At 42.4% G+C, this 22,293-nt stretch carries 23 protein-coding genes; 15 read left to right on the top strand and 8 right to left on the bottom strand.

Annotated features, from left to right (window positions below; all coding sequences use genetic code 11):
• The first annotated feature begins 5 nt into the window (after positions 1 to 5).
• From MUCPA_RS09630 to MUCPA_RS09610, 5 genes are all read left to right on the top strand, one after another.
• Positions 6 to 1,115: an efflux RND transporter periplasmic adaptor subunit gene (locus MUCPA_RS09630; RefSeq protein WP_008506051.1), complete on the top strand. Its 1,110-nt coding sequence runs from the start codon at positions 6 to 8 to the stop codon at positions 1,113 to 1,115.
• 4 nt (positions 1,116 to 1,119) lie between these two features.
• A complete protein-coding gene (locus tag MUCPA_RS09625) occupies positions 1,120 to 4,320 on the top strand; it encodes an efflux RND transporter permease subunit (protein ID WP_008506050.1) in 3,201 nt (1,066 codons plus the stop codon).
• An 11-nt stretch (positions 4,321 to 4,331) separates the two neighbouring features.
• A complete protein-coding gene (locus MUCPA_RS09620; RefSeq protein WP_008506049.1) occupies positions 4,332 to 4,538 on the top strand; it encodes a YgaP family membrane protein in 207 nt (68 codons plus the stop codon).
• A gap of 23 nt (positions 4,539 to 4,561) precedes the next feature.
• On the top strand, positions 4,562 to 4,873 hold the full coding sequence (locus MUCPA_RS09615; protein WP_008506048.1) for a rhodanese-like domain-containing protein: 312 nt from the start codon (positions 4,562 to 4,564) through the stop codon (positions 4,871 to 4,873).
• A 61-nt stretch (positions 4,874 to 4,934) separates the two neighbouring features.
• Positions 4,935 to 5,480: a Crp/Fnr family transcriptional regulator gene (locus MUCPA_RS09610; RefSeq protein WP_050982062.1), complete on the top strand. Its 546-nt coding sequence runs from the start codon at positions 4,935 to 4,937 to the stop codon at positions 5,478 to 5,480.
• 195 nt (positions 5,481 to 5,675) lie between these two features.
• Here MUCPA_RS09610 and MUCPA_RS09605 read toward each other — a convergent pair whose 3' ends face one another.
• Positions 5,676 to 6,914 carry an IS4 family transposase gene (locus tag MUCPA_RS09605; protein ID WP_008503844.1) on the bottom strand — a complete coding sequence of 413 codons (1,239 nt, stop codon included), beginning with the start codon at positions 6,912 to 6,914 and terminating at the stop codon, positions 5,676 to 5,678.
• 366 nt (positions 6,915 to 7,280) lie between these two features.
• On the opposite strand from MUCPA_RS09605, the gene MUCPA_RS09600 reads away from it, so the two are divergent.
• The 3 genes from MUCPA_RS09600 to MUCPA_RS09590 all read left to right on the top strand — a co-directional run bounded on the left by MUCPA_RS09600 (position 7,281) and on the right by MUCPA_RS09590 (position 9,137).
• A complete protein-coding gene (locus MUCPA_RS09600) occupies positions 7,281 to 7,514 on the top strand; it encodes a hypothetical protein (RefSeq protein ID WP_008506047.1) in 234 nt (77 codons plus the stop codon).
• A 160-nt stretch (positions 7,515 to 7,674) separates the two neighbouring features.
• Entirely contained in the window at positions 7,675 to 8,784 is a 1,110-nt protein-coding gene (locus MUCPA_RS09595) for a serine hydrolase domain-containing protein (protein WP_157543857.1), read from the top strand.
• A gap of 89 nt (positions 8,785 to 8,873) precedes the next feature.
• The gene (locus MUCPA_RS09590) at positions 8,874 to 9,137 is read left to right on the top strand and encodes a hypothetical protein (protein WP_040625812.1); all 264 of its coding nucleotides are present in this window, start codon (positions 8,874 to 8,876) and stop codon (positions 9,135 to 9,137) included.
• Between the two features lie 178 nt (positions 9,138 to 9,315).
• Here MUCPA_RS09590 and MUCPA_RS09585 read toward each other — a convergent pair whose 3' ends face one another.
• The 3 genes from MUCPA_RS09585 to MUCPA_RS09575 all read right to left on the bottom strand — a co-directional run bounded on the left by MUCPA_RS09585 (position 9,316) and on the right by MUCPA_RS09575 (position 13,672).
• A complete protein-coding gene (locus MUCPA_RS09585) occupies positions 9,316 to 10,410 on the bottom strand; it encodes an SGNH/GDSL hydrolase family protein (protein ID WP_217220451.1) in 1,095 nt (364 codons plus the stop codon).
• Positions 10,411 to 10,779: 369 nt separating this feature from the next.
• Positions 10,780 to 13,134: an endonuclease MutS2 gene (locus tag MUCPA_RS09580; RefSeq protein WP_008506043.1), complete on the bottom strand. Its 2,355-nt coding sequence runs from the start codon at positions 13,132 to 13,134 to the stop codon at positions 10,780 to 10,782.
• Positions 13,118 to 13,672: a DUF4296 domain-containing protein gene (locus MUCPA_RS09575; RefSeq protein ID WP_008506041.1), complete on the bottom strand. Its 555-nt coding sequence runs from the start codon at positions 13,670 to 13,672 to the stop codon at positions 13,118 to 13,120. The genes MUCPA_RS09580 and MUCPA_RS09575 overlap by 17 nt, the downstream gene beginning before the upstream one ends.
• 40 nt (positions 13,673 to 13,712) lie before the next feature.
• Here MUCPA_RS09575 and MUCPA_RS09570 point away from each other — a divergent pair, with 40 nt between their 5' ends.
• From MUCPA_RS09570 to MUCPA_RS09555, 4 genes are read left to right on the top strand one after another with little or no spacing between them, the layout of a single operon-like run.
• Positions 13,713 to 14,402, top strand: coding sequence for a YggS family pyridoxal phosphate-dependent enzyme (locus MUCPA_RS09570; RefSeq protein WP_008506040.1), 690 nt, complete (start codon positions 13,713 to 13,715; stop codon positions 14,400 to 14,402).
• Positions 14,403 to 14,407: 5 nt separating this feature from the next.
• A complete protein-coding gene (locus MUCPA_RS09565) occupies positions 14,408 to 14,884 on the top strand; it encodes a GNAT family N-acetyltransferase (RefSeq protein ID WP_008506038.1) in 477 nt (158 codons plus the stop codon).
• Complete coding sequence (locus tag MUCPA_RS35895) at positions 14,877 to 15,692, top strand: DUF3298 and DUF4163 domain-containing protein (RefSeq protein ID WP_008506036.1); 816 nt, start codon at positions 14,877 to 14,879, stop codon at positions 15,690 to 15,692. The genes MUCPA_RS09565 and MUCPA_RS35895 overlap by 8 nt, the downstream gene beginning before the upstream one ends.
• Positions 15,692 to 16,948 (top strand): aspartate kinase, encoded by a 1,257-nt coding sequence (locus tag MUCPA_RS09555; protein WP_008506034.1) that lies wholly within the window; start codon positions 15,692 to 15,694, stop codon positions 16,946 to 16,948. The genes MUCPA_RS35895 and MUCPA_RS09555 overlap by 1 nt, the downstream gene beginning before the upstream one ends.
• A gap of 83 nt (positions 16,949 to 17,031) precedes the next feature.
• On the opposite strand, the gene MUCPA_RS09550 is transcribed toward MUCPA_RS09555, so the two are convergent.
• Together MUCPA_RS09550 and MUCPA_RS09545 are read right to left on the bottom strand one after the other, a co-directional pair.
• Positions 17,032 to 17,382, bottom strand: coding sequence for a type II toxin-antitoxin system RelE/ParE family toxin (locus MUCPA_RS09550; protein ID WP_008506031.1), 351 nt, complete (start codon positions 17,380 to 17,382; stop codon positions 17,032 to 17,034).
• Positions 17,372 to 17,599: a hypothetical protein gene (locus MUCPA_RS09545; protein WP_008506029.1), complete on the bottom strand. Its 228-nt coding sequence runs from the start codon at positions 17,597 to 17,599 to the stop codon at positions 17,372 to 17,374. The genes MUCPA_RS09550 and MUCPA_RS09545 overlap by 11 nt, the downstream gene beginning before the upstream one ends.
• 86 nt (positions 17,600 to 17,685) lie before the next feature.
• Here MUCPA_RS09545 and MUCPA_RS09540 point away from each other — a divergent pair, with 86 nt between their 5' ends.
• The 3 genes from MUCPA_RS09540 (at position 17,686) to MUCPA_RS09530 (ending at position 20,218) form a co-directional block, all read left to right on the top strand.
• Positions 17,686 to 18,546, top strand: a complete 861-nt coding sequence (locus MUCPA_RS09540) for a YitT family protein (RefSeq protein WP_008506027.1) — start codon at positions 17,686 to 17,688, stop codon at positions 18,544 to 18,546.
• A 241-nt stretch (positions 18,547 to 18,787) separates the two neighbouring features.
• A complete protein-coding gene (locus MUCPA_RS09535) occupies positions 18,788 to 19,588 on the top strand; it encodes an alpha/beta fold hydrolase (RefSeq protein ID WP_008506026.1) in 801 nt (266 codons plus the stop codon).
• Between the two features lie 9 nt (positions 19,589 to 19,597).
• Positions 19,598 to 20,218 (top strand): PAS domain S-box protein, encoded by a 621-nt coding sequence (locus tag MUCPA_RS09530; protein ID WP_008506024.1) that lies wholly within the window; start codon positions 19,598 to 19,600, stop codon positions 20,216 to 20,218.
• A gap of 86 nt (positions 20,219 to 20,304) precedes the next feature.
• On the opposite strand, the gene MUCPA_RS09525 is transcribed toward MUCPA_RS09530, so the two are convergent.
• Both MUCPA_RS09525 and MUCPA_RS09520 read right to left on the bottom strand, forming a co-directional pair.
• Positions 20,305 to 21,165 (bottom strand): OmpA/MotB family protein, encoded by an 861-nt coding sequence (locus MUCPA_RS09525; protein WP_008506023.1) that lies wholly within the window; start codon positions 21,163 to 21,165, stop codon positions 20,305 to 20,307.
• Between the two features lie 313 nt (positions 21,166 to 21,478).
• The gene (locus MUCPA_RS09520) at positions 21,479 to 22,021 is read right to left on the bottom strand and encodes a hypothetical protein (protein WP_008506022.1); all 543 of its coding nucleotides are present in this window, start codon (positions 22,019 to 22,021) and stop codon (positions 21,479 to 21,481) included.
• Between the last annotated feature and the right edge of the window lie 272 nt (positions 22,022 to 22,293).

Genomic DNA, 22,293 nt, shown 5'->3' with positions numbered 1-22,293 from the left:
CGAACATGAGATTAACTATCCATCCCAACAGTGCCATGCCATTATTCACCGGTATATGTTTAATGATCATGGGTTCCTGTTCTTCCAATCATCATAAAGATAAGCAAGCTGTTGCCGATACCGCAGTAGTAGTTACCGTGAGCCAGCCCGCTACCGATTTAAAAAAAGGGCTGAGTGTAAGCGGGGTTATCGAAGCGGTGCAATCGGCCAATATCAGTACTCGGGTAATGGGCTACATTACCAGCATCAAAGTTAACGTGGGTGACAGGGTGAGTAAAGGACAATTACTGCTGACAATTAGTAATGATGATATTTTGGCTAAAGGGGCCCAGGCAGATGCGATGATAGCGGAAGCCAATGCCGGATTTATTAACGCCCAGAAAGATTTTGACCGCTTTAACGCTTTGTACAAACAGCAAAGCGCATCGGCAAAGGAACTGGATAATGTTACGCTACAATATAAGTCGGCCAAAGCGAGACTGGATGCTGCCAAACAGGCCCGCAACGAGGTGAATGCTACGCTAAGTTATACCAATTTAACTGCACCCTTTGCCGGATTGGTTACCCAAAAAATGATTGACGCGGGCAGCATGGCTAATCCCGGAATGCCGCTATTGACTATTGAACAAAGCGGCAGTTACCAGGTAAGCGTATCCGTGCCCGAAAGCGAGATCGGTTTGATTACTGAAGGTACACCGGCAACCGTCACCATCAGCGCGGCTCATCAGGTTATTAACGGAAAAATAACACAGATCGGTAAATCGTCTCAAAACAGCGGCGGGCAGTACATCATCAAAATACATATTCCCGATTACCAAAAACAAGGTTTGTTTGCCGGGATGTACGCCAATGTGGCTATACCGTTAAAGCAGGCCGTAAAGGCTGCTGATACAGATGGGCTGGTTATGGTACCGGTGTCGGCTATTGAATATAAAAATCAGTTAACGGGCTTGTATACCATAAGCAGTAACCATACCGCTTTGCTGCGTTGGGTACGGTTGGGTAAAACCAGCGCAAACGAAGTAGAAGTATTAAGTGGGCTGGCAGCAAACGAGCCATTTATTGTGAGCGCCGAAGGAAAGTTATATGATGGTGTAGCGGTAAAAATAAAATAAGGAAATGAAAGAAGGATTTGCAGGAAATATAGCTAAAGCATTTATACAGTCTAAATTAACGATACTGTTGATGATTGCTTTTTTGCTCATCGGCGGGTACAGTACGTTTTTGATTCCGCGCGAGGAGGAACCGCAGATACAGGTACCCATGGCCGATATTTTTATCGGCTATCCGGGCGCATCGCCAAAAGATGTGGAGACTAAGGTAGCTGCGCCTCTCGAAAAAATGATCTCCAATATTAAGGGTGTGGAATATGTTTATTCTACCTCCATGCAGGGGCAGGCCATGGTAATTGTTCAGTTTAACGTTGGCGAAGACGTGGAGCGCTCGTTGGTGAAACTGTACAGCGAACTAATGAAGAATATGGATAAAATGCCGCAAGGCGTTACCCTGCCCATGATCAAAACCAGGGCCATTGATGATGTACCGGTGTTGGGATTAACCCTTTGGAGTGATAAGTACGACGATTACCAGCTGAAACAGATAGGCCAGGAATTAGCCAACGAAGTTAAAAAGATCAACGATGTATCGGATGTCAATTTGATAGGCGGCCGCAACCGCGAGGTAAAAGTAATATTGGATAAAAGTAAAATGGCAGATAACCATGTGGACTTTTTATCGCTGAATAAACAAATACAAGGCAGCAATATGCAATTGCCCGGCGGTACGCTACTAAAGCAAGATACTGCATTTTCTGTAGAGACAGGCAACTTTCTTACCTCTTCTGACGATGTAGGCAACCTGGTTGTAGGCGTTAACCAGCAACAGCCGGTTTACCTGAAACAAATTGCGAAGGTTGAGGAAGGGGCCGAAACCCCTAATCAATATGTACTATTCGGTTATGGAAAGGCCGATGCTGCTAATGCACCAGTTTTCAAATCCAATTACCCGGCTATTACACTTTCCATTGCCAAAAAGAAAGGCGCGGACGCGATGAAACTGTCCGAACAAATTCTGGGTAAAGTTGAGCATTTGAAGAAGGCCCTGCTGCCCGATGGTGTGCATTTAACGGTTACCCGTAATTACGGCGAAAGCGCTTCGGACAAGGTAGGCGAATTGCTGCTCCACCTGTTTATCGCCATTTTGGTTGTAACCGTATTTGTAATGCTGGCTATGGGCTGGCGCGGGGGCCTGGTGGTATTTTTATCTGTGCCGGTAACCTTTGCGCTTACGCTGTTTGCATATTACTTTATGCATTACACGCTTAACCGCATCACGCTTTTTGCCTTAGTATTTATCACAGGTATTGTGGTTGATGATTCGATCATTATTGCCGAAAATATGCACCGGCACTTTAAAATGAAAAAATTGCCCCCGCTACAGGCCGCAATTTATGCTATTAACGAAGTTGGTAACCCAACCATCCTGGCTACTTTTACCGTTATAGCGGCAGTTTTGCCAATGGCCTTTGTATCGGGGATGATGGGGCCTTATATGAGCCCGATGCCAATAGGCGCATCCATTGCCATGATTTTATCACTGGTTGTTGCGCTTACCTTAACCCCCTATCTGGGTTATATATTTTTGCGCGAGAAAGAAAACCGCGGTATAGCTCACCAGAAAAGTAAACCGAAGCTGCTGGAAGAAACACGTATTTACAAGTTATACCGCTCATCTATTCAGCCCTTACTCGAAAGCAGATGGAAACGCTGGGCATTTATCCTGGGCACCGTGGTAATCCTCTTCGGTTCACTATCTATGTTCTATACCAAAGCGGTTGCGGTTAAAATGCTGCCCTTTGATAACAAAAATGAATTTCAGGTGGTGATTGATATGCCGGAGGGAACCACGCTGGAAAAAACGCAGGCCGTAGCGAAAGACATCGGCTCTTATATTTCCGGGCAGGCATTGGTAAGAAATTACGAAACCTATATTGGTACTTCGGCACCTATTAGCTTCAACGGGCTGGTTCGGCATTACGATTTAAGGCGGGGCGACAATGTTGCCGATATACAGGTGAACCTTGTTGATAAAAAAGACCGCAGCATCCAAAGTCATGGTATAGCAAAGCAAATGCGGGCCCCTATACAAGCCATCGCCAAAAAATATAATGCCAATGTAAAGATAGTGGAAGTTCCGCCTGGGCCTCCGGTATTGTCAACCCTGGTGGCTGAGGTTTACGGACCGGACTATAAGCAAAAGATCAATGTGGCAAGGCAAGTGAAAAGCTTGATAAATAAAACAGCAGATGTGGTAGATGTGGACTGGACGGTAGAAGATGACCAGCCGGAATATCACATCGAAGTAGATAAAGAGAAAGCAATGCGTTATGGTATAGCTACCGCGCAGATAGCGGCAACTGTTAACGCCGCCCTGTCGGGCATGCCTGCAGGCAATATTGCCCAACCCGCCGCCTATAGTCAAACGGCCATTAAGCTGCAATTGAGCGATGCGGATAAAAGTAGCATAGATGATGTGCTGAGCCTGAAAGTGATGGGTATGCAGGGTAATGCTGTGCCGGTAAAGGATTTGGTTACCATAAGGCGGCAAATCAAACCCAAAAGCATTTACCGCAAAAACCAAAAGGAAGTGGTTTATGTGCTGGGCGATATGGCAGGTGAGCTGGAAAGCCCTTCGTATGCCATTTCAGATGTATCAGACCATTTAAAAGCCGTTACCGTTCCGAAAGGCTTTTCATTAAAGGAAGAATATACCCATCAGCCTGAGCTGGAGGATAATTATAGCCTGAAATGGGATGGCGAATGGCAAATCACTTTTGAGGTTTTTCGCGATCTTGGCATCGCCTTCGCTGTCGTCATCATCATGATCTATATCTTGATTGTAGGTTGGTTTCAAAATTTTACCGTGCCGCTGGTGATGCTTGCCGCTATACCATTATCCTTAATTGGGATTGTGTTAGGTCACTGGGTATTACATGCTTATTTTACAGCCACTTCCATGATCGGTTTTATTGCCTTGGCAGGTGTGATGGTGCGTAACTCTATCCTACTGATCGACTTTATCAATATCAGGCTCACAGAAGGTATTCCGCTAAAGCAGGCAATTATTGAAGCCGGTGCGGTACGTACCACCCCTATTTTGTTAACAGCGGGCGCGGTTGCTTTGGGTGCGGTAATTATTTTATTTGATCCTATTTTTCAGGGCCTTGCCATCTCGCTGATGGGGGGAACCATTACTTCAACCTTTCTTACACTTATTGTAGTGCCTTTATTGTATTTTAAGATGATGCGCAAAACCGAATAACAATTAAAAACATGAAAGAAAGAGTTGTGCGTGCCGTTGCCGGCACCCTGGTTTTAACCAGTATAACACTGGCTTATGCTGTAAATATCAACTGGCTTTGGCTGGGTGTATTTGTAGGCGTAAATTTATTGCAATCGTCGTTTACCAGGTTTTGCCCCCTGGAACTGATTCTTGATTTTTTTGGCGTTGCAAATACCTCAAATAGCTCTGCTCAATAAATAATATAATAGAAATAACGAAAATGGAAATTCTCAAACGAATATTTGGCTTAGGCAATCAGATTGACCTGGCCGCAATAATTACGAAAGATACACATCTGGTAGATGTACGCACACCGGCAGAATTTGCTGGCGGACATGTTAAAGGTTCTGTTAATATCCCCTTAGACCAGTTGCAAAAACGGCTTTCTGAATTTAAAAACAAGAAAAGTATTGTTGTTTTTTGCCAGAGCGGTAACAGAAGCCAACAGGCAAAAACCATTTTAGAAAAAAACAACATTCCCAATGTGACTAATGGCGGGAGTTGGACTACCGTTAAGCAATTTGTTAAATAAACCAAACTGGCTTTCTTTAAGTATTGGTGGTAAAAGCTGCATTTACTGCTAACTTAGCTTGATGGAAAATATTGACATTTTTGGTTCTGTTTTCGAGCCGGCTTTAGTTAAAGAGATTCACCAATTTGGCGAACTCCTGTCGTTTAAGGAAGGCGACGTCATTATGGACTATGGCAAATATATCCGTATGATGCCGATGGTGATTAAGGGGACATTGAAAGTGTTAAGAAAAGAAGAAACAGGTAAGGAGATTCTTTTATACTATCTTTCAAGTAATGAAAGTTGTTCCATGGCCTACAGTTGCCGCCTCGAGGCAAAGAAAAGTGAAGTAAAAGCGATAGCGGAAGAAGATGTCGAATTGATCGCTATTCCGCATGCTAAACTGGATGAATGGCTTTGCAAATATCCAAGTTGGAAAAACTACATTATGCGTAGCTTTAACTTACGGTTTCTGGAACTGTTAAAATCAATTGAAAGTATAGCTTTCCATAAGCTTGATAGCCGTTTAATAGCTTACCTTAAAGAGAAACAACGCCTCTCCGGCTCAAGCGTAATCAGGGCGTCGCACTACTTAATAGCCGATGAGCTTGCCACCTCCAGGGCATAGCCGTCAATTTAAGTAGCTGTACTCATATATTGTTGATTTTCAGTTATTTAATTTTTAGGCGCGGTTTGCCCGCATGGGCAAACCTATGTATTTTTACTCTCATATTTTTCGTTTTTTAAGGCGGGGAGGTTTAGATGACCCCGCCTTTCTTATTTTTGTTTAACTATCTAAATATAGTATTTAAATATCTAATAATCAAATACTTATTACAATTTCTTCTATTTTTAACCTATGTTTTCTGTGCTCTTTTGAAAGGTGCTTTAAGTTTAATTTCTCCAACAGAGCTAACCACTTTGAGCATATCCCTAAAAGCTGCGCTCGCAATTCTTCTTTCGTAGAAGCGATTAGTCGATGCACCTTTAAAACACTAATTTGACCTATCTTACCGATAGCCATGCATATTTTCCAACTCAAAACTGCCCAGATCAACTTACTGTATAATATACTGGTTATACGATCCGAACTTCCTTTGGGGAACGTGTGTATCTTTAAAAACGACTTCCATGCTTTAAAAACCAATTCTATCTGCCATCGCAGGTGATATAACTTTTGGATCAATTCAGCGCTATATTTTTCGCTCACCAGGTTGGTAACAATAAAGTTAAACCCTGCCCGCTCTTTGAATCCCTTACTGGTGGTACTGCCTTTCTTTTTATTGTACTTTTCAGTATTGGCTATCCGCCTTGCCTTGAGCTCTTCACTTACCGGTTCTATTATTATCCTTACCGGCATCTTATCAGCTCCGATATATACCTGTTGATCAAATACGCCGGTTATGCCTTGTAGTTTCGACAACTCTAACTTTTGGTATTGGTCGTCCTTTAATAGATAAATCGTTGTTTTCGGACATAATTTATTAATAAAGAAAGCTTTGACTTTGTTAATATTGTTCATATAACTCAAGTGAGTGTAACCCAGATCTCTCATATATAATACCCCCGGCTGAATTGATGCCTTGTCCAGATGACTCTCACCCTGGTCATTTGCGTTGGCCGGAGTTACTTTGATATCGCTTTTACCACTTTTGATTTCAAATTCAAATTGTACAGATGCTCCCGCTTTCATCCCACTTCCTTTTGTTCCGGGGAATGTCTCTGCAATAACTTCCGGCAACGCGAAACGGGTAGAATCTTTGATACGGATCTCCAAGCCCTGTGTTTGCTCTTGCGGTAACTCAACTGCTATTAATTGCTCAAAAACGGCTTGTACAAACTTTGTCATATTGCTGTGATGTCTTTGATGCAATGCCTGCTTCGAAATATCAAGCCCATCCCTCCGCATTAACTGCATACTCATGCCGTTAAACGATTGATCTCCATCAAATAACGCCATATCCAATAGTTCCTTGCCTCCCACTTTTCGTTTGCGTTGTATAGCCTCTGTTTTACGGGCCAGGCCATCTAACACCGTTGGTTCAAATAGTTCCGAACTCATTCGCTCGAATAATGACTGCAATTTTGCAGTTCCGATTCTTGCTCTAAAAAAATTTTATCCCTTTTTTTTCTAAAGTTGACGGCTATGACCTCCAGGGTAGTAGTTTCACGCTTGCTCAAGCAGCTGGAAAATGATGGCAAGATTGTTTTGTACCGGAACGAGATTAAGCTTTTAAATAATTTTGACTGATGTATGCTTGCGGTAAGCAGTATCTTTTGGAGTAAATGGGAAAGAGATGTAAACCGCTATATCAATTGATATGGAGCCGGTAAAATGCCCGGAAAACCTTATTTGGTATAAAAAACAAGGCCTTTGGTATAAAAAGGCAACAAGCGTTTTGCCGGATGGTAATTTGCTCTCAAAAAGATGCTTACCTTTTTGAAACAAGCCGTCACCAATATTTGGCAAACGGGTTGCCTGGTATCAAGTTTGGATGTTCAGTTTGGGCAGCTCAACGCGGTCTTCCGCGATATTGCGGTAACCGGTTTTGAATTTCGTATCAATGCCCTCAGCATTAGTAAAGATACGCTTACAACATACGGAGTAATTTTGGCTGTTGGCTCAGCAATACCCGTTTCTTGGCTTATATCCTTACCTTGAAGCCGACCTCCGGTCGGCCGATCGCACGGGCACCAGGTTGCTGTTTAAGTTACACCTGTTTTTTTAAGCTAATCCATTTTCTGTTCAACTGGTGTTGACTAAATAGAAACTTAAAATGGTTATTACTGTAACCTATCCGGCAAAATGTTGTCTTGTAATTATGAAACGATCTTTCCTGTTTTTGATGATCTATTCCTTTGCGATGTCGGGTACGGCTACTGCCAGGCAACAGTTAACCGATACAACAGATTTGATGAGCCGGATGACGAGAAAAATCGTTCAGAATGACTATGCCGGTATCCATAGCTTACTTATTGCCAAAGGTGGAAAATTGGTTTACCAACGCTATTTTAACGGATATTTGGCCGACTCGCTTCATGATAGCCGGTCGTCTTTCAAGTCGGCTACCAGCTTATTGTTAGGTATCGCTATCGATAAGGGCTTAATCAAAAGCGTTAACGAGAAAGTATATACCTTTTTTCCGGATGACAAAGCCTTTGCTGCTGACCCGCTGAAAAGTACAATGACCATCAAAGACCTGCTCGAAATGCGGTCGGGCTTAGACTGCGATGAATGGAACGATGAAAAGGATTGCGAAACAGCCATGGCCGCAACAGATGATTGGCTAAAGTTCGCGCTTAATCTTCCCATGAAACATGCGCCGGGAAAGGTGTGGGCCTACACTTCCTGCTGCCCGATGATTGTGGGCGGTATCATCAGCAAAGTTTCGGGTATGCCGGTGATGGATTTTGCTAAAAAGTATTTGTTCCAGCCGATGGGGATCAGTAAATACCGGTGGACTGTTGACCCCGCAGGGCAGGGCATGACGGGCGGCTCTTTCTATATCCTGCCTTCGGACATGGTTAAGCTTGGCGAAATGGTACTCCATGACGGACAATACCACGGTAAACAAATTATTGCTGCAAAATGGTTAAAGGAATCAACTACCGGCACGATCCCTATACCTGATTTTTCTTTTGTCAAACTGAGCCGTACCCCGGTTGCTAAGCCCCAACAAACCCACTACGGCTATTACTGGTATAACGAATTGATTAAGATTAAGGATGATGCAGTCCCGGTTGTTTTTGCTTCGGGCAATGGGGGGCAATACATCATCATCATTAAAAAGCTCGACCTGGTAGTTGTTTTTACCCAAGGAAACTTTGGAAGCTGGAAAGCCAAAAGGGCATTTGATCTGCTCGCGCAATATATCATTCCAACCTTCCAACATAAACAACAGGTGAACAAAGGTTCTGTGAATAAGAAATGATTAATGCATGCGGAGAGGGAAGGAATTAAAAAATGCTAAATCCTGTAACGCCTTAAACTCTTCGGCGTCTTTACCAACAGATGATAAACATGAAAAATAAGACACTGCTAACTGTGCTGATCCTGATGCTTGCCCAAGCCGCCTTTGGGCAAGGGTTGGTTCAAAAGCGCCTCGATTCTATTATGCAACTGGCTCATGCCCGTGGTGTTTTTAACGGCAACGTTATGCTATCGCAAAAAGGTAAAATTATTTACGAAAGATCGTTCGGCTATGCCGACGGTAGTAAAACCAAACTGTTAATATCTGCTTATCAATTTGATGACAGGGAAAGGCCATTTACTTTACCTGGATAATGCAGCTCATTACCTATATGTAGACCGGCAGGATGCTTTTCTGGATGCCTTGTCGGACCTGGGTTAAATAGGTATCAAAGTTTAGCAGGGTTAAAGCTGAAACAGTCGTCTATTGTTCAATTTCGCATTTGGTGGCACAATAAGTGAGGGGTGACTTAAATAAACAAAGCATCACTAACTACCATTTGATATGGCTGTCAATGTAAGCAATCAAGTCGTCAGCCATTACTTTATTTTCTTCTACACTGGGGTGTCCCTGCGTATTTTTGTAGGCAAAAAAATGGGTGGTAATCAATTTATCGTTGGTACGGGCTACTGCTTTTTCAACGTAGCCTTTCCAGGGCAGGGCATCTTTAACAGCATCCATACTACCTAATACACAGATAATGCGCGTGCCGGGATATTTGCTTCTGAGTGTTAGTAAAAATTTGTGATAAGCCTGGATAATAAACTCATCGTTAGGAGGTGTATCACCAAAGCGGGCTTTAAATTCTGGCCTTTCACTTTGCCGCATTAAACTGGCATCGTTCTGAAAAAGGTTAATTACAACTACATCCGGTTTAAACTTCGAAAAATCCCACAAGCTATTCGGGTCGTTAGGGTTTAAGCGATTATATAACTCCGGCATAGTTACGGGGGTATAACCCACTGTAATACCTATTCCGCTTTTGCTGATACATGAAAATTGGGCGTCAAAATGCCGGGCTGTAAGCGCAGCATAGGTCAGGTAATTGTTTTTATAAGGTGGCAGGTATGAATTATTGCCTCCATCAAAATCCTCAATACCATAACCGGAGGTAATGGAATCCCCATAAAATTCTATTTTACGTTTTTTAACCGCAGGTGGGGCCAGTATTTCGGCACCGGTGTTAAACTCAAAGCCAAAAAACAAAGTAGTTCCATCGGCCCATTCTGTACGTTTAAATATGCTTAAGCTATGCGGCCCGTTGCTTAGGCCGGTAGCCAATGTATAGGTCCTCTTTTCGGCATCGGGATGTAGCACAACAATTTTACCATCAATAATCACATTGAAAAAATTATCGCCACGCTCATCTTTTAAAGATACTTTGGCTTCTGTCCCTTTAAAATTGATTTGCATCGACGTGCCCGACCAAAAAAGTTGCGCGGCATCGTTTTGATAAGCTATCCGGCCCATGTACCGGATGTTGTCATCCTTAAAGCTAACAATTTTTTGAGCATCAACCTGTACGCATCCTGATAAGGTAACAAGCCATAAGATAATGATGTAAAGCGGACGTGTCATATCATTCATAAATTATCTCCCGAATATATCCCTTACAATTAACAATTGCAATTGTGTTTTGAGTGTGCGATGGCACATGCGACATGCGTGCGCCACCGCCAATCAGTTATTTAGGCAATAAAATAATCCTTTTCACTCTTTCTAAAACTATGTCATCCCGACCGGAGGGAAGGATCTTCTGCGCGTCCATGTGCTTCAGGACTTCTACACAAGCTTGTTTATGTGGCATGCTTATCGCTCGCAGAAGTTCCCTCGTACCTCGGGATGACAGGGTGGTGATAGGTGTTTTTGGTTGGAAATCAGTTTTTTAGGTAATAAAACAATCTTGTTCAACTGGCTGACACGCGTACACCAGCGTTAAGAATATCTATATCAACCTCACTTCAAATACACATAAGTAATTCCGTCGCCACCTCTATCGGCATGCTCATCCTCCATGCGGTCAACCTCCTTATACTTCCTCATGTATTCACGGATTAGCTTTCGTAAAATGCCGTCGCCTTTGCCGTGGATAATTTTAAGGTTGCCAAAGCCCATCATAATCGCTTTGTCTAAGTATTTTTCTATTTCGTATATGGCTTCTTCGCCGCGTTTGCCGCGCACGTCAATCTCCGGGCTAAAATTCGCCATCGAATCGGTATTGGTATAGCCTCTCCTGATCTCCTTCGGAACTTCCTTTTTCGATACCTTTTGTACGCGGTTCCGTTTGGCTACGGTACGCAGATCGCCAATGGCGATGATCAGGTTGTCGCGGGCAATTTCCATTACCTGGCCGGTAGTTTCCGAGTCGTTAAGTTTTACCCAGTCGCCGATTTTTATCTCATTATCAACAGCGGGTTTTGGAGTTGGCTGCTTAACCGTATTTTTAGCAAGCTCGACATTCAGCTTTTCGCGCAGGTCGCGGGTTTTATCCTTATCGGCGTTACTGCTTTTAATTTCTGAGATGGTATTTTCAACCAGCTTGTTGGCATTGAGGATAATATTTTTGGCCTCCTGCTTAGCCTCGCTGATCAAGGTGCGCTTATTTTCCTCGTAATAGGTTTTTAGTTTTTCGTTCTCTTCCAGCAGGGCATTTACTTTGCGCTGCTGTTTTTCCATGGCCACTTTGGTATCGTATAGCTCCTTCTTTTCGCGTTCCAGGTCAACCAGCAGGGTATCTACTTTTTTCTGACTAAAGCCTATCTTATTACGGGCCAGGTTAAGCACGTTTTGCGGCAAACCGATTTTTTGCGCAATCTCAAAAGCGTAGGAGCTACCGGGCTTGCCCACCTCCAGCATATACAGCGGCTTCATCTGCACATTATCAAAAAGCATGGAAGCATTTTCCAATCCTTCGGTATTGCTGGCAAAAATTTTGAGGTTGGAGTAGTGCGTGGTTACAATCCCTTTTACCTTTTTATGGTTCAATGATTCCAGCACAGCTTCGGCTATCGGACCGCCAAATTGCGGATCGGTACCGGTACCAAACTCGTCTATCAGAATCAGCGTTTTGCCATTGGCATTCTCCACAAAGTTTTTCATTTTGGATAAATGCGCGCTGTAGGTACTCAGGTCGCTTTCAATTGATTGGTCATCGCCAATGTCCACAAAAATCTGCTTAAACACGCCTACTTCGCTCGCTTCGGCGGCAGGAATGAGCAAACCGGCCTGCGTCATCATCTGCAACAAGCCTACGGTTTTCATACAAACCGATTTACCACCGGCGTTGGGGCCCGAAACTACAATAACGCGGTTAGCCTCGTCAATTTGTACATTGAGCGGCACAACTGTTTTATGTTCCTTTTTAAAGCTTAGTAACAACAAAGGGTGGCGGGCATTGACCAGCTTTATCTTGGCATCGTTATCCAATACTGGCATCTCGCCGTCTACATCAATAGCAAATAGCGCCTTGGCACGCACAAAGTCCAGCTTGGTAAGCAGGCTATGGTATGATAACAATAGGGGCACATAGGGCCGTAACTCGTCGGTTAAAGCAGTTAGTATTTTAACCACCTCGCGGCGGCGTTCAAATTCAAGGTCGCGGATGCGGTTATTGAGTACAAAAACCTCTTCCGGTTCCATATAAACCGTTTGGCCGGAGGCTGATTCATCGTGGATAAAACCTTTGAGCTTACGTTTATTTTCGGCCAGCAAGGGGATACAAAGCCTGCCATCGCGAACGGTTAAGCTCCCGTCGGCTGTCCAGCCGCTGCTCCCGGCGCTTTTAAATATATGGTCGATTTTTCTGCGGGCCTCTTGTTCCGCTTTGGCAATACCGGCGGTAATGTCCATCAACTCGCGCGATGCGTTTGGCCTTATTTTCCCTTTGTTGTCAATTACCCGGTCGATATGTTTCAGTATGACCTTTTCGATGGGTAAATGCTCAAACAGAGCCTCCAGATCCGGGTACTGGCCTTCGCGTTCGTTAAAATAACTGATAACCGCGAACACCGTATTCAGCGATGCCTGTACCTGGAAAAATTCATCTTCACTTAAAAATACGCCCTCGATGCGGGCTTTGGTAGCTAAGGATTTAATATCAAAAAAATGATGAATAGGCAGCGGAGCATCATTCACCAGTATATTTTTAAATTCGTTGGCCTGGCTCAAAAACTTGCGGATCAGGTCGTAATTATTCATCACCTGTATCTTATCAACCATTTGCTGGCCCATCTCACTCAGGCAGTGTGCCTTAATCAATTCTTTCACCTCGGTAAAACCGAGTTTATCAACACTGTTATTTGGATAAAGCATTTTTGTTTTTATGCTTGCTTTTTTTAGATGAATGGGGTTTCTTTTTTAAGGAGGCCTTTTTTAACGAATCAATTTTAGCCTTTGCCTTAACTTTTTGAAGGGAGTCGATATTGGGTTTTACTTTTTGTAGCGAATCAGCTTTGTGCTTGAGTATCGCCTTCTTTACCGAATCCTTGTTAATTTTCGGTTTGATCTTTTTGAGCGAGTCCAGCTTTTTATCCAACCGTTTATTTACACCTGCATAAATTTCACTCAATATATCCGGCCGCGTTGAATAAAACTTTAAGCTCTTTTTAAACTCTGCGGTATCGGTATTATGCACCTTAAAAACTGCGAGGTAAAGGCCAAGTCCGTGTTTAGCCAAGCTATCGGGTATTTGGGGGATATTGTACAAGCTACCGTCAACGATGTGGATGTCGGTGATCAGTTCGGCCATGTCATGCTCCGGTATAATACCTGCCGGAATCTTTCTTTTATCTTCGGTACAGCCGATAAAAAAAATACTAAAGCAAAAAAACAAGATCAAATAAAAACGCATTCTGTAATTTAGCAACATTATTGGGTAAAATTACGGATTAATGAGTATTGCAGATAATATTAAAAATTTAAATAAGGAAATTAAGCTATCAAAAGCCAAACTGGTAGCGGTATCAAAAACCAAGCCTGCCGAAGATTTGCAGGAAGCTTATGATGCCGGCCAGCGCATTTTTGGCGAAAACATGGTGCAGGAGTTGGTTGAAAAATACGAAAAGCTGCCCAAGGATATTCAATGGCACCTGATAGGCCACCTGCAAACCAACAAGGTAAAATATATAGCGCCGTTTATCAGCCTCATTGAATCGGTTGATAGCCTGAAGCTTTTACAGGAAATAAATAAACAGGCCGAAAAAAATAAGCGTGTAATTGATTGCCTGCTACAGGTTTATATTGCCGATGAGGAAACTAAATTTGGCCTGAGCTACGACGAACTGATTGAGCTGCTACGCTCGGACGAATACACCGCCTTAAAGAACATACGCGTTGTAGGTTTAATGGGGATAGCCACCAATACCGATAACGAGAAGCAGATTAATGATGAGTTTCATGAATTAAGAGTTTTGTTTGATGGTATTAAAGTGAGCTTCTTCCGGAAGGATGAGTTTTTTAAAGAGCTCTCGATGGGCATGTCGTCCGATTATAAGATAGCCTTGGAGCAGGGCAGCACCATGATCCGCGTGGGTAGTACCATCTTTGGGCAAAGGGTGATTAAACACTTTAAAAATAACTGAGCCGAATGAACGTAAATTTAAGGCTTGCCCAAATAGAAGATTGTCCGCGCCTGCTCGAACTGGTTAACGAACTGGCCCTGTATGAAAAAGCACCCCAGGAAGTTGACGTAAGCCTTGCCGAATTTGAAGACGCCGGTTTTGGCGCCGAGCCGGTTTGGAAAGCTTTCGTTGCCGAAGTGGATCAAAATATTGTTGGCTTTGCCTTATACTATATCCGCTACTCTACCTGGAAAGGCCGCCGCATTTATTTGGAGGACCTGATTGTTACAGAAAGCATGCGAGGTCAGGGGATTGGCAAATTATTGTTTGAGAGCGTGCTGCAAGAAACCAAAAATCTGAACTTTAGCGGTATGGTTTGGCAGGTGCTCGACTGGAACCAACCGGCCATCAATTTTTATAAAAAATACGAAGCCGGGATGGAAGCCGGCTGGCTTAATGCCTCATTATCAAAAGATCAGTTAATGCTTATCAATCATGCTTAAAACCAGGTTATTTATCATCGCAGGCTTAGCACTGCTGCTCGGGGCCTGCTTCAACAATAAATCGAAGATCAACAAGCCCGATATTACACGGGATACGCTATCTTATGCTTACCAGAATATTAAGGAACGCGCGGCCGATTGCGGTAATAAGCCCGACACGGGTTGCACCATAGCTAAAATGACATACCCTGTTTTTGTTTCGCAGAACGCGCTTAATGATACGATAGAAGCCAGGCTGCTTAACTTGTTTTTGCCCGGCAACCGCCCTGCGAATGACCTGCTAACGCAAGCCAAAAACTTTGTGGCCGATTATGATAAGTTTTTTTTAGATAAACGGAATAAAAAACTGCCTCGCATACCTTTTTACTCGGCTACATATACCAAAGTTTTAAGGCAGGACTCCAGTCTGGTTACCCTGCAAACCGGTGGTTATAGCTTTGCCGGTGGCGCTCATGGAGGCACCTTAGCCTTTTTTATCAATTGGAATACCAAGGCTCAAAAAATTATAACGTTAGGCGATATTTTTCGGACGGGATATAAACAGCCATTGACGGCAACTGCCGAAAAAATCTTCCGTAAGAATGAAAACCTGAAGGACACTTCATCGCTCGCCCGGGATTACTTTTTTAAAAACAACCAATTCGCGCTGAATGATAACTTTTTGATTACCCCGGTTGGCATCAGGTTCCTTTTTAATCAGTATGAAATTAAACCTTACGCCGCCGGAACTACCGATCTTTTTATCCCATACTCATCCATCAGCAATTTACTCAAACCTAATACGGTAGTATCACAATATATAAAATAATGCAGGTATATAAATTTGGAGGAGCATCGGTAAAAGATGCTTCAGGCATCATTAATTTATCCGAAATAGTTCGTAAAAACCGCGAAACGCCTTTGCTAATCGTGGTATCGGCCATGGGTAAAACCACCAATGCGCTCGAAAAACTCACGCGTGCTTATGTTGACCAGGCAGATGATATGCAATTTATTTTCGAGGAAATTAAGCAATACCATTATGAGATACTGCACCAGCTTTTTGCCCCAAACCATGCCGTTTTTGATGAGGTTGAAAATACTTTTGTAGAGATAGAGTGGACCATAGAAGATGAGCCGCATGACGATTTCGATTTTATTTATGATCAGATTGTTTCTATCGGCGAACTGGTATCCACCCGTATCGTAAATGCTTACCTAAACAAAGCGGGCATAGCCAGCCAATGGCTTGATGTACGCGGCTATATCCATACGGATAATACTTACCGCGAGGGAAAGGTAGACTGGGCCAAAACTAAACAAAGCATCCAGCAGGATGTGCCTGCCTTATTGCAAAAAGGTGTTGTTGTTACTCCGGGCTTCTTAGGTGGTACGTCCGAAAACTTTACAACCACGCTGGGGCGGGAGGGATCTGATTATACAGCTTCCATATTTGCGGCCTGCCTTAACGCCGACTCGGTAACTATCTGGAAAGACGTGCCCGGCGTATTAAATGCCGATCCGAAATTATTTGAGGCTACCGTAAAATACGATGAGCTATCTTATGCCGAGGCGATAGAGATGACTTATTACGGAGCCAGCGTTATCCATCCCAAAACCATCAAGCCGCTGCAAAATGCTAAGATACCCTTGCTGGTAAAACCCTTTTTACATCCCGAAGAGCCGGGTACTATCATCAGCGAAACTCAGCACATTGTATTTAATACCCCGGTAATTATTGTAAAACAGAACCAGGTTTTATTATCCATTTCTACCAAAGACTATTCCTTTATCTCGGAAGACCACCTCAGTGAAATTTTCGGCCTGTTTGCCAGTACGCATACCAAGGTGAACATTATGCAAAACTCGGCGGTAAGCTTTACCGTTTGTTTTGATGACGCACCCGAAAAATTCGAAAAATTGATGCTTGGCCTACAACCTGCCTTCCGCGTAAAATACAACACCGAATTATCGCTCATCACCGTAAGGCATTATAAACAAGGGTTATTGAAAGAATTAACTACAGGTAAAATTGTACTGCTGGAACAGATCAGCCGGAATACGGTACAAATGGTGGTGAAATAATTAGGTAGGATAAAAAAAGTGTGTATTAAAGCTTTGTCAACTTTTTAAAAGTTGACAAAGCTCAAGTTCACGAGTTATGCTATTTAAGATAGATCATCATCAAGAGGAATCGACTTTAATAAACCGCTTAACTCGGCCTCGCTTATGCTTTCCTGTTCGTTTTTATCATAAATTTTGAGGAGGTATAAAGTTTCATCTTTAACCGTCACCAATAAGTGGGTTATCACCCTGGCGCCGCCGCTTTTGCCTTTGCCCTTACTGCTAATCTGTAACCGTATTTTATAGCAATTTTTTCCAAGCGGCGTACCTGACCTTGGATTTATATTCAGATCAACCCCGAGCTTTGCCAAATCATCTTTTAGGGAGTGGTATTTTTTAGAAAGCCGTTTGAGTTCCTTTAAAAAAGATGGTAGGGGAACAATTTTAAAGCTCATCCAAAACCTCCGACAAGGTTTTTAATTGAATCTTTCCCTCCTGGTGCAGTTTAATTTCTTTAAAACCCTTCTCCAGGTCTTTTTTTAATTTTTTAGCAAAAGGAGACAATTTAGGCTCTTTCGATTCTATCAATTTTACTTTGCCACCAAGCTTTTTAACCACTTTCAGAATCATCTCCGCGTCCTGATCGGCCAACTTTATTTCCGCAATAACCATAACAATAGGTTTTATACCCTAAATTTACAAAATAAGATTTGCCAACCCAAATAACATTTCTTTAAAAAAATCTATCTTGCCAAACTATGAAAGCTAAAGACAATATCCGAGATACCATATTAATCATCCTCGGCATACTATCTGCCGGGATGGGCCTTAAAGGATTTTTATTATCCAGCCATTTTATCGATGGCGGCGTTACCGGGATTTCGATGCTTTTGTCTGACGTAACCAAACTCCCCATCTCTATATTGATCTTTGTGATCAACGTACCTTTTTTGTGGTTGGGCTATAGTAAACTCGGAATCAGCTTCGCTATCAAAAGCACCTTAGCCATTGCAGGGCTATCCCTTTGCCTGGCTTTTATCCATTTTCCGGATGTTACCCATGATAAATTGCTGACGGCCGTTTTCGGGGGCTTTTTTATTGGTGTGGGCATAGGCCTGGCCATGCGCGGCGGCGCCGTGTTAGATGGTACCGAGATTGCCGCCCTGCTGGTGAGCAAAAAAACACAAGTAGCTAAAGTGAGCGATATTATACTGATCCTGAATGTGGTGATATTTTCGGCTGCGGGCTTTTTACTGGGCATTGAATCGGCGCTCTACTCCATCCTGACCTACCTTGCCGCATCAAAAATGATCGACTTTATTTTGAATGGTATTGAGCAATACACCGGTGTTACCGTGGTATCAACCAAAAGCGAGGAGATCCGTATGGCTATAACCGAAAACCTGGGCCGTGGCGTAACCATTTATGAAGGCAAAAGCGGATATGGAAAAGACGGGCAGATTAACGATCCGCGCGATATTATATTTACCGTAGCTACCCGGTTGGAGATCCCATCGCTCAAAAATGAAATTTTGCGTATTGATCCGCGGGCGTTTATTGTACAGCAAAGTATTGATGATACTACAGGCGGATTACTTAAAAAGAAAAGATTACATTAAGGAGAAGCTATTTACTGCTGGCTATATATAACTTTATGTTTGGATTGCTTTGAAATTAAGCAGGATATACAATGAATGTACCGAAACTGGGTAGAGTCGCAAAATTCGCGGCCTTTGGTTATATATTACTCTTAAATATATTATCAGTTTAAAGTAAATTAAATTTGCAACTATAAAATTATTTAAAACTGGCATAAATACTGCTTTGTTTGGATCATTGTTTAAATAATTTTTCTAATTCATGATCGATGTTATCAAAAGAAATAATATCCGGATATTTGGCGAGGGGAGCCAGCCATTAATTTTTGCCCATGGTTTCGGTTGCGACCAAAATGTGTGGAGGCACCTTGTCAACTCATTTCAATCTCAATATAAAATCATTTTGTTTGATTATGTAGGGGCGGGGAAATCTGACCTGTCTGCCTATGACTCGAAAAAATATGCTTCGTTGGATGGTTACGCGCAGGATGTTATAGACATCTGTGAGGTATTGGATCTTAAAGATGTTGTTTTTGTAGGTCACTCGGTTAGTTGTATGGTTGGTGTTAGGGCCGCTATTCTCAATCCGTCTTACTTTAGCAAACTTGTTTTTGTAACACCTTCGCCCTGTTATATTAATGATGGGGAGTATATTGGCGGGCTGGAAGAAACAGACCTGTTAGATTTATTGGCCGTAATGGATAATAATTATCTCGGCTGGTCTGGGATGATAGCCCCCATGGTGATGGCAAATGCCGAACGGCCCGAGCTTGCGGAAGAGCTCAATGATAATTTTTGCGCTACCGACCCAGGTATCGCAAAAGAATTTGCAAGAGTAACTTTTCTATCAGACAGTAGGGAAGATTTGCAAAAATTAACCATTCCAAGTTTTACGCTTCAGTGCTCGGATGATATCCTGGCCCCTGTAACTGTAGGTTATTATATTCAACAAAACGTTTTGGATAACAGCCTCGCTATTTTAAACGCCACGGGCCATTGCCCGCACTTGAGTGCTCCTGAAGAAACGATAAGCGTCATCCGGTCGTTTTTAGACGCCGCTTAAACTATCGTGATGGAAGAAATTGATTTGGAAAATCTGTACAATAATGCCGCTTGCGGCTTAATTACTTTCAAATTAAACGGAACAATCGTCCATGCTAACAATACTCTTTTAAAGTGGTTGGGCTATACCCAAGATGAAATAATCGATACCCTTTTCTCAGATCTTTTGTTCAGAGGAGGTAAAATGTATTACAACCTTTTTATACTACCCTTACTGCAATTACAAACCGAAGTGCAGGAGATTAGCTTTGATATTCAAACTAAAACGAGCACTCTTCCTGTTCTGTTTAGTGCTGTGTATTTCGATGCGAATAAGAGTGTGGGTAAAGTAATCAATGCTGTGATCTTTAAAATTTCTGACAGGAAAAAATTTGAAGCTGAATTATTAAGGCAAAAAAATCTTGTAGAGCAAGAAGTTGAAAAGAAAACCAATGCGCTGGAAGAAGTAGCATTTAATCAATCACATCTGATACGTGCTCCCTTGGCCAACGTAATGGGATTGATCAATCTGCTGGATGAGGAATCCGACCTTGATTATCATCATAAAGCCATGCTGAAGCTGCTTAAGGAAAGCGCCTATAAGTTAGATAAGGTAATTAAAGATATTGTTTTTGATGCCTCAAATCAGTAGCACTATTGAGAGCCCGGAAATGGTAAACAAAAATGCCCCTCAATAAAAAATTATGAGGGGCATAAATGAAGAATTGAATAGCCGTATTATTGAGCCTTTTCAGGTGCTTTGCCAATTAAATCCATAAACTGATCCAGTTTAGGCGTAATGATAATCTGTGTGCGGCGGTTTTGTGCCTTTCCGGATTCTGTTGAATTATCTGCCACCGGGTTATATTCTCCGCGGCCACCAGCTGTTAAACGTTTAGGTTCAACACCGTAATTGTTTTGGAGCGATTGTACTACCGATGATGCCCTTAAAGCACTTAGGTCCCAATTGTTGCGGATATTGGGTTTTGATATAGGCAAATTGTCGGTATTACCTTCTATCAATACATCGTATCCTTTATAGTCGGTAATTATTTTAGCTATTTTGGCTAAAGTGGCTCCAGCTTTTTCGGAAATCTCGTAACTGCCAGATTTGTAAAGCATATTGTCTGATAGAGATATATATACTACGCCTTTAAGTACTTTTACATTCACATCTTTGCTTTCATCGGCACTTAAGGAACGCGTCAGGTTGTTCGTTAACACCATATTCAACGAGTCACTTGTGTTTTTTACGTTCACCAGGTGCTGGATATATTTGTTTGACGAGTTAATCTCGTCTACCAGTTTAGAAATATTCACATTGCCCTGGCTGGTTGATGACAAGCACTTATTTAAAGCTTCCTGTAAATTAGAGTTATTCAATTTTTCTGACGCGATCTGCTCTTCAAGACTTTTTACACGGGTGGACGATCCTGTAAGATCCTGCTGGCCGCTTTGATATTTCTGTTCTAAATCGCGGTTCTTATCCTGTAATTGGTTGTAACTGCTTTGTAATTGGGTGTATTTTTTATTACTGACACAACTTTGGGTTAATACGACTACAACAAGCGCAATTGGCGCTAAAATGGAATATTTCATATCTGTATATATTTGTTTTTAAATCATTTATGATCATACCAAAATCAGTCTCCTAAGGGTTTTATTATACTGATACAAACAAAAACGCTTAGCATTCAAAAGTGTTGTAGGATGTACTAAATTTCTGTTGCCTACTCAAATATAGCGTTAAGCAGCGAAAAAAAAGAACTAATAATTTGAGACCGCCGTTTAATAAAAATAAAAATTAAAAACAAAATATACCTTGCTTTACAGCATAGCACAGAAATCCATCACCCTGACAGCCTTGGCTTTATGACAGGATACAGACATTGATCCGAAAGGCTTGTCGCCATTACGCTCCACCAACTTTTTGTTGGTCGGGAACCTCATTTGGGCCTGCAACTTCGGGGCTATTACTTCCATAATCGGGGCCGCTTTGTTCTTCTTCTTTATAATCGGCTTTGCCCGGTTCACTGGTATTGCCCTGCTCACCGGCGCTTTGTTCTTCATCGGCATCCTCGCCAGGTTGCGCCTGCTGATAATTCGGTTCACCTTGCTGGCTTTGGTCCTTAAAATTATTGTTTTCAGTATCCTCCTCCAGTGGCTCTGTACGGCTAAAGTATCCGTTGCTGTATCCTGCGTTACGAGAAGGGTTAGCCGGATCATCACCTGTAGGAGGCTGGCTGCTTCCGCCAAATTGCTCGCCACCCATACCTTCACCCTCCATACCCGGAGCATTGGCGTCTTTCATTTCGCCGCCAATAATGTAATTACGTTTCAAACTTGCTTCATCGGCATTATCATCATCAATGCGCTCTGCGGTTGGTGTGGTATGGGTGTTTTGTTCTTGCTGCTCATCCTGAGCATTCAATAACTCTTCGTCTTGTAAATTCATAGGTGTATGTTATTTATTATAGTAATAGTTAATTTTATTAATTGTTTTTAAAATGAACGAATTAAGATAAAAATGGAAAAAGGATATCAAATTTTTTAAGTGGTGGGCATTTTTGAGATGCTTTGAGATGGATGTGAAAAATTAAACAGGCAGTCCATTAATCAAAGTTCGTGGACGTAGCACTAACAGTTTGCCTTTGTTAGCGCTAAACAAAATCTGAATTACTTATATCTACATCCTATTCCTTATTTTCGTACCGACCAATAGTATAA

This window comes from Mucilaginibacter paludis DSM 18603 (assembly GCF_000166195.2).
GTDB classification, from domain to species: Bacteria; Bacteroidota; Bacteroidia; order Sphingobacteriales; family Sphingobacteriaceae; genus Mucilaginibacter; species Mucilaginibacter paludis.
The sequence above is the reverse complement of the archived record's forward strand: the minus strand, read 5'-3'. Positions and strand labels throughout refer to the sequence as shown.

Excerpts from the sequence above, each read along its gene's own strand:
- MUCPA_RS09525 (WP_008506023.1), bottom strand. The coding sequence starts at position 21,165 with ATGAAATATTCCATTTTAGCGCCAATTGCGCTTGTTGTAGTCGTATTA.
- MUCPA_RS09595 (WP_157543857.1), top strand. The coding sequence starts at position 7,675 with ATGAAACGATCTTTCCTGTTTTTGATGATCTATTCCTTTGCGATGTCG.
- MUCPA_RS09545 (WP_008506029.1), bottom strand. The coding sequence starts at position 17,599 with ATGGTTATTGCGGAAATAAAGTTGGCCGATCAGGACGCGGAGATGATT.
- MUCPA_RS09630 (WP_008506051.1), top strand. The coding sequence starts at position 6 with ATGAGATTAACTATCCATCCCAACAGTGCCATGCCATTATTCACCGGT.
- MUCPA_RS09625 (WP_008506050.1), top strand. The coding sequence starts at position 1,120 with ATGAAAGAAGGATTTGCAGGAAATATAGCTAAAGCATTTATACAGTCT.
- MUCPA_RS09600 (WP_008506047.1), top strand. The coding sequence starts at position 7,281 with ATGCTTACCTTTTTGAAACAAGCCGTCACCAATATTTGGCAAACGGGT.
- MUCPA_RS09590 (WP_040625812.1), top strand. The coding sequence starts at position 8,874 with ATGAAAAATAAGACACTGCTAACTGTGCTGATCCTGATGCTTGCCCAA.
- MUCPA_RS09530 (WP_008506024.1), top strand. The coding sequence starts at position 19,598 with ATGGAAGAAATTGATTTGGAAAATCTGTACAATAATGCCGCTTGCGGC.
- MUCPA_RS09610 (WP_050982062.1), top strand. The coding sequence starts at position 4,935 with ATGGAAAATATTGACATTTTTGGTTCTGTTTTCGAGCCGGCTTTAGTT.
- MUCPA_RS09615 (WP_008506048.1), top strand. The coding sequence starts at position 4,562 with ATGGAAATTCTCAAACGAATATTTGGCTTAGGCAATCAGATTGACCTG.
- MUCPA_RS09520 (WP_008506022.1), bottom strand. The coding sequence starts at position 22,021 with ATGAATTTACAAGACGAAGAGTTATTGAATGCTCAGGATGAGCAGCAA.
- MUCPA_RS09605 (WP_008503844.1), bottom strand. The coding sequence starts at position 6,914 with ATGAGTTCGGAACTATTTGAACCAACGGTGTTAGATGGCCTGGCCCGT.
- MUCPA_RS09585 (WP_217220451.1), bottom strand. The coding sequence starts at position 10,410 with ATGAATGATATGACACGTCCGCTTTACATCATTATCTTATGGCTTGTT.
- MUCPA_RS09570 (WP_008506040.1), top strand. The coding sequence starts at position 13,713 with ATGAGTATTGCAGATAATATTAAAAATTTAAATAAGGAAATTAAGCTA.
- MUCPA_RS09550 (WP_008506031.1), bottom strand. The coding sequence starts at position 17,382 with ATGAGCTTTAAAATTGTTCCCCTACCATCTTTTTTAAAGGAACTCAAA.
- MUCPA_RS09575 (WP_008506041.1), bottom strand. The coding sequence starts at position 13,672 with ATGCGTTTTTATTTGATCTTGTTTTTTTGCTTTAGTATTTTTTTTATC.
- MUCPA_RS09620 (WP_008506049.1), top strand. The coding sequence starts at position 4,332 with ATGAAAGAAAGAGTTGTGCGTGCCGTTGCCGGCACCCTGGTTTTAACC.
- MUCPA_RS09565 (WP_008506038.1), top strand. The coding sequence starts at position 14,408 with ATGAACGTAAATTTAAGGCTTGCCCAAATAGAAGATTGTCCGCGCCTG.
- MUCPA_RS35895 (WP_008506036.1), top strand. The coding sequence starts at position 14,877 with ATGCTTAAAACCAGGTTATTTATCATCGCAGGCTTAGCACTGCTGCTC.
- MUCPA_RS09580 (WP_008506043.1), bottom strand. The coding sequence starts at position 13,134 with ATGCTTTATCCAAATAACAGTGTTGATAAACTCGGTTTTACCGAGGTG.
- MUCPA_RS09555 (WP_008506034.1), top strand. The coding sequence starts at position 15,692 with ATGCAGGTATATAAATTTGGAGGAGCATCGGTAAAAGATGCTTCAGGC.
- MUCPA_RS09540 (WP_008506027.1), top strand. The coding sequence starts at position 17,686 with ATGAAAGCTAAAGACAATATCCGAGATACCATATTAATCATCCTCGGC.
- MUCPA_RS09535 (WP_008506026.1), top strand. The coding sequence starts at position 18,788 with ATGATCGATGTTATCAAAAGAAATAATATCCGGATATTTGGCGAGGGG.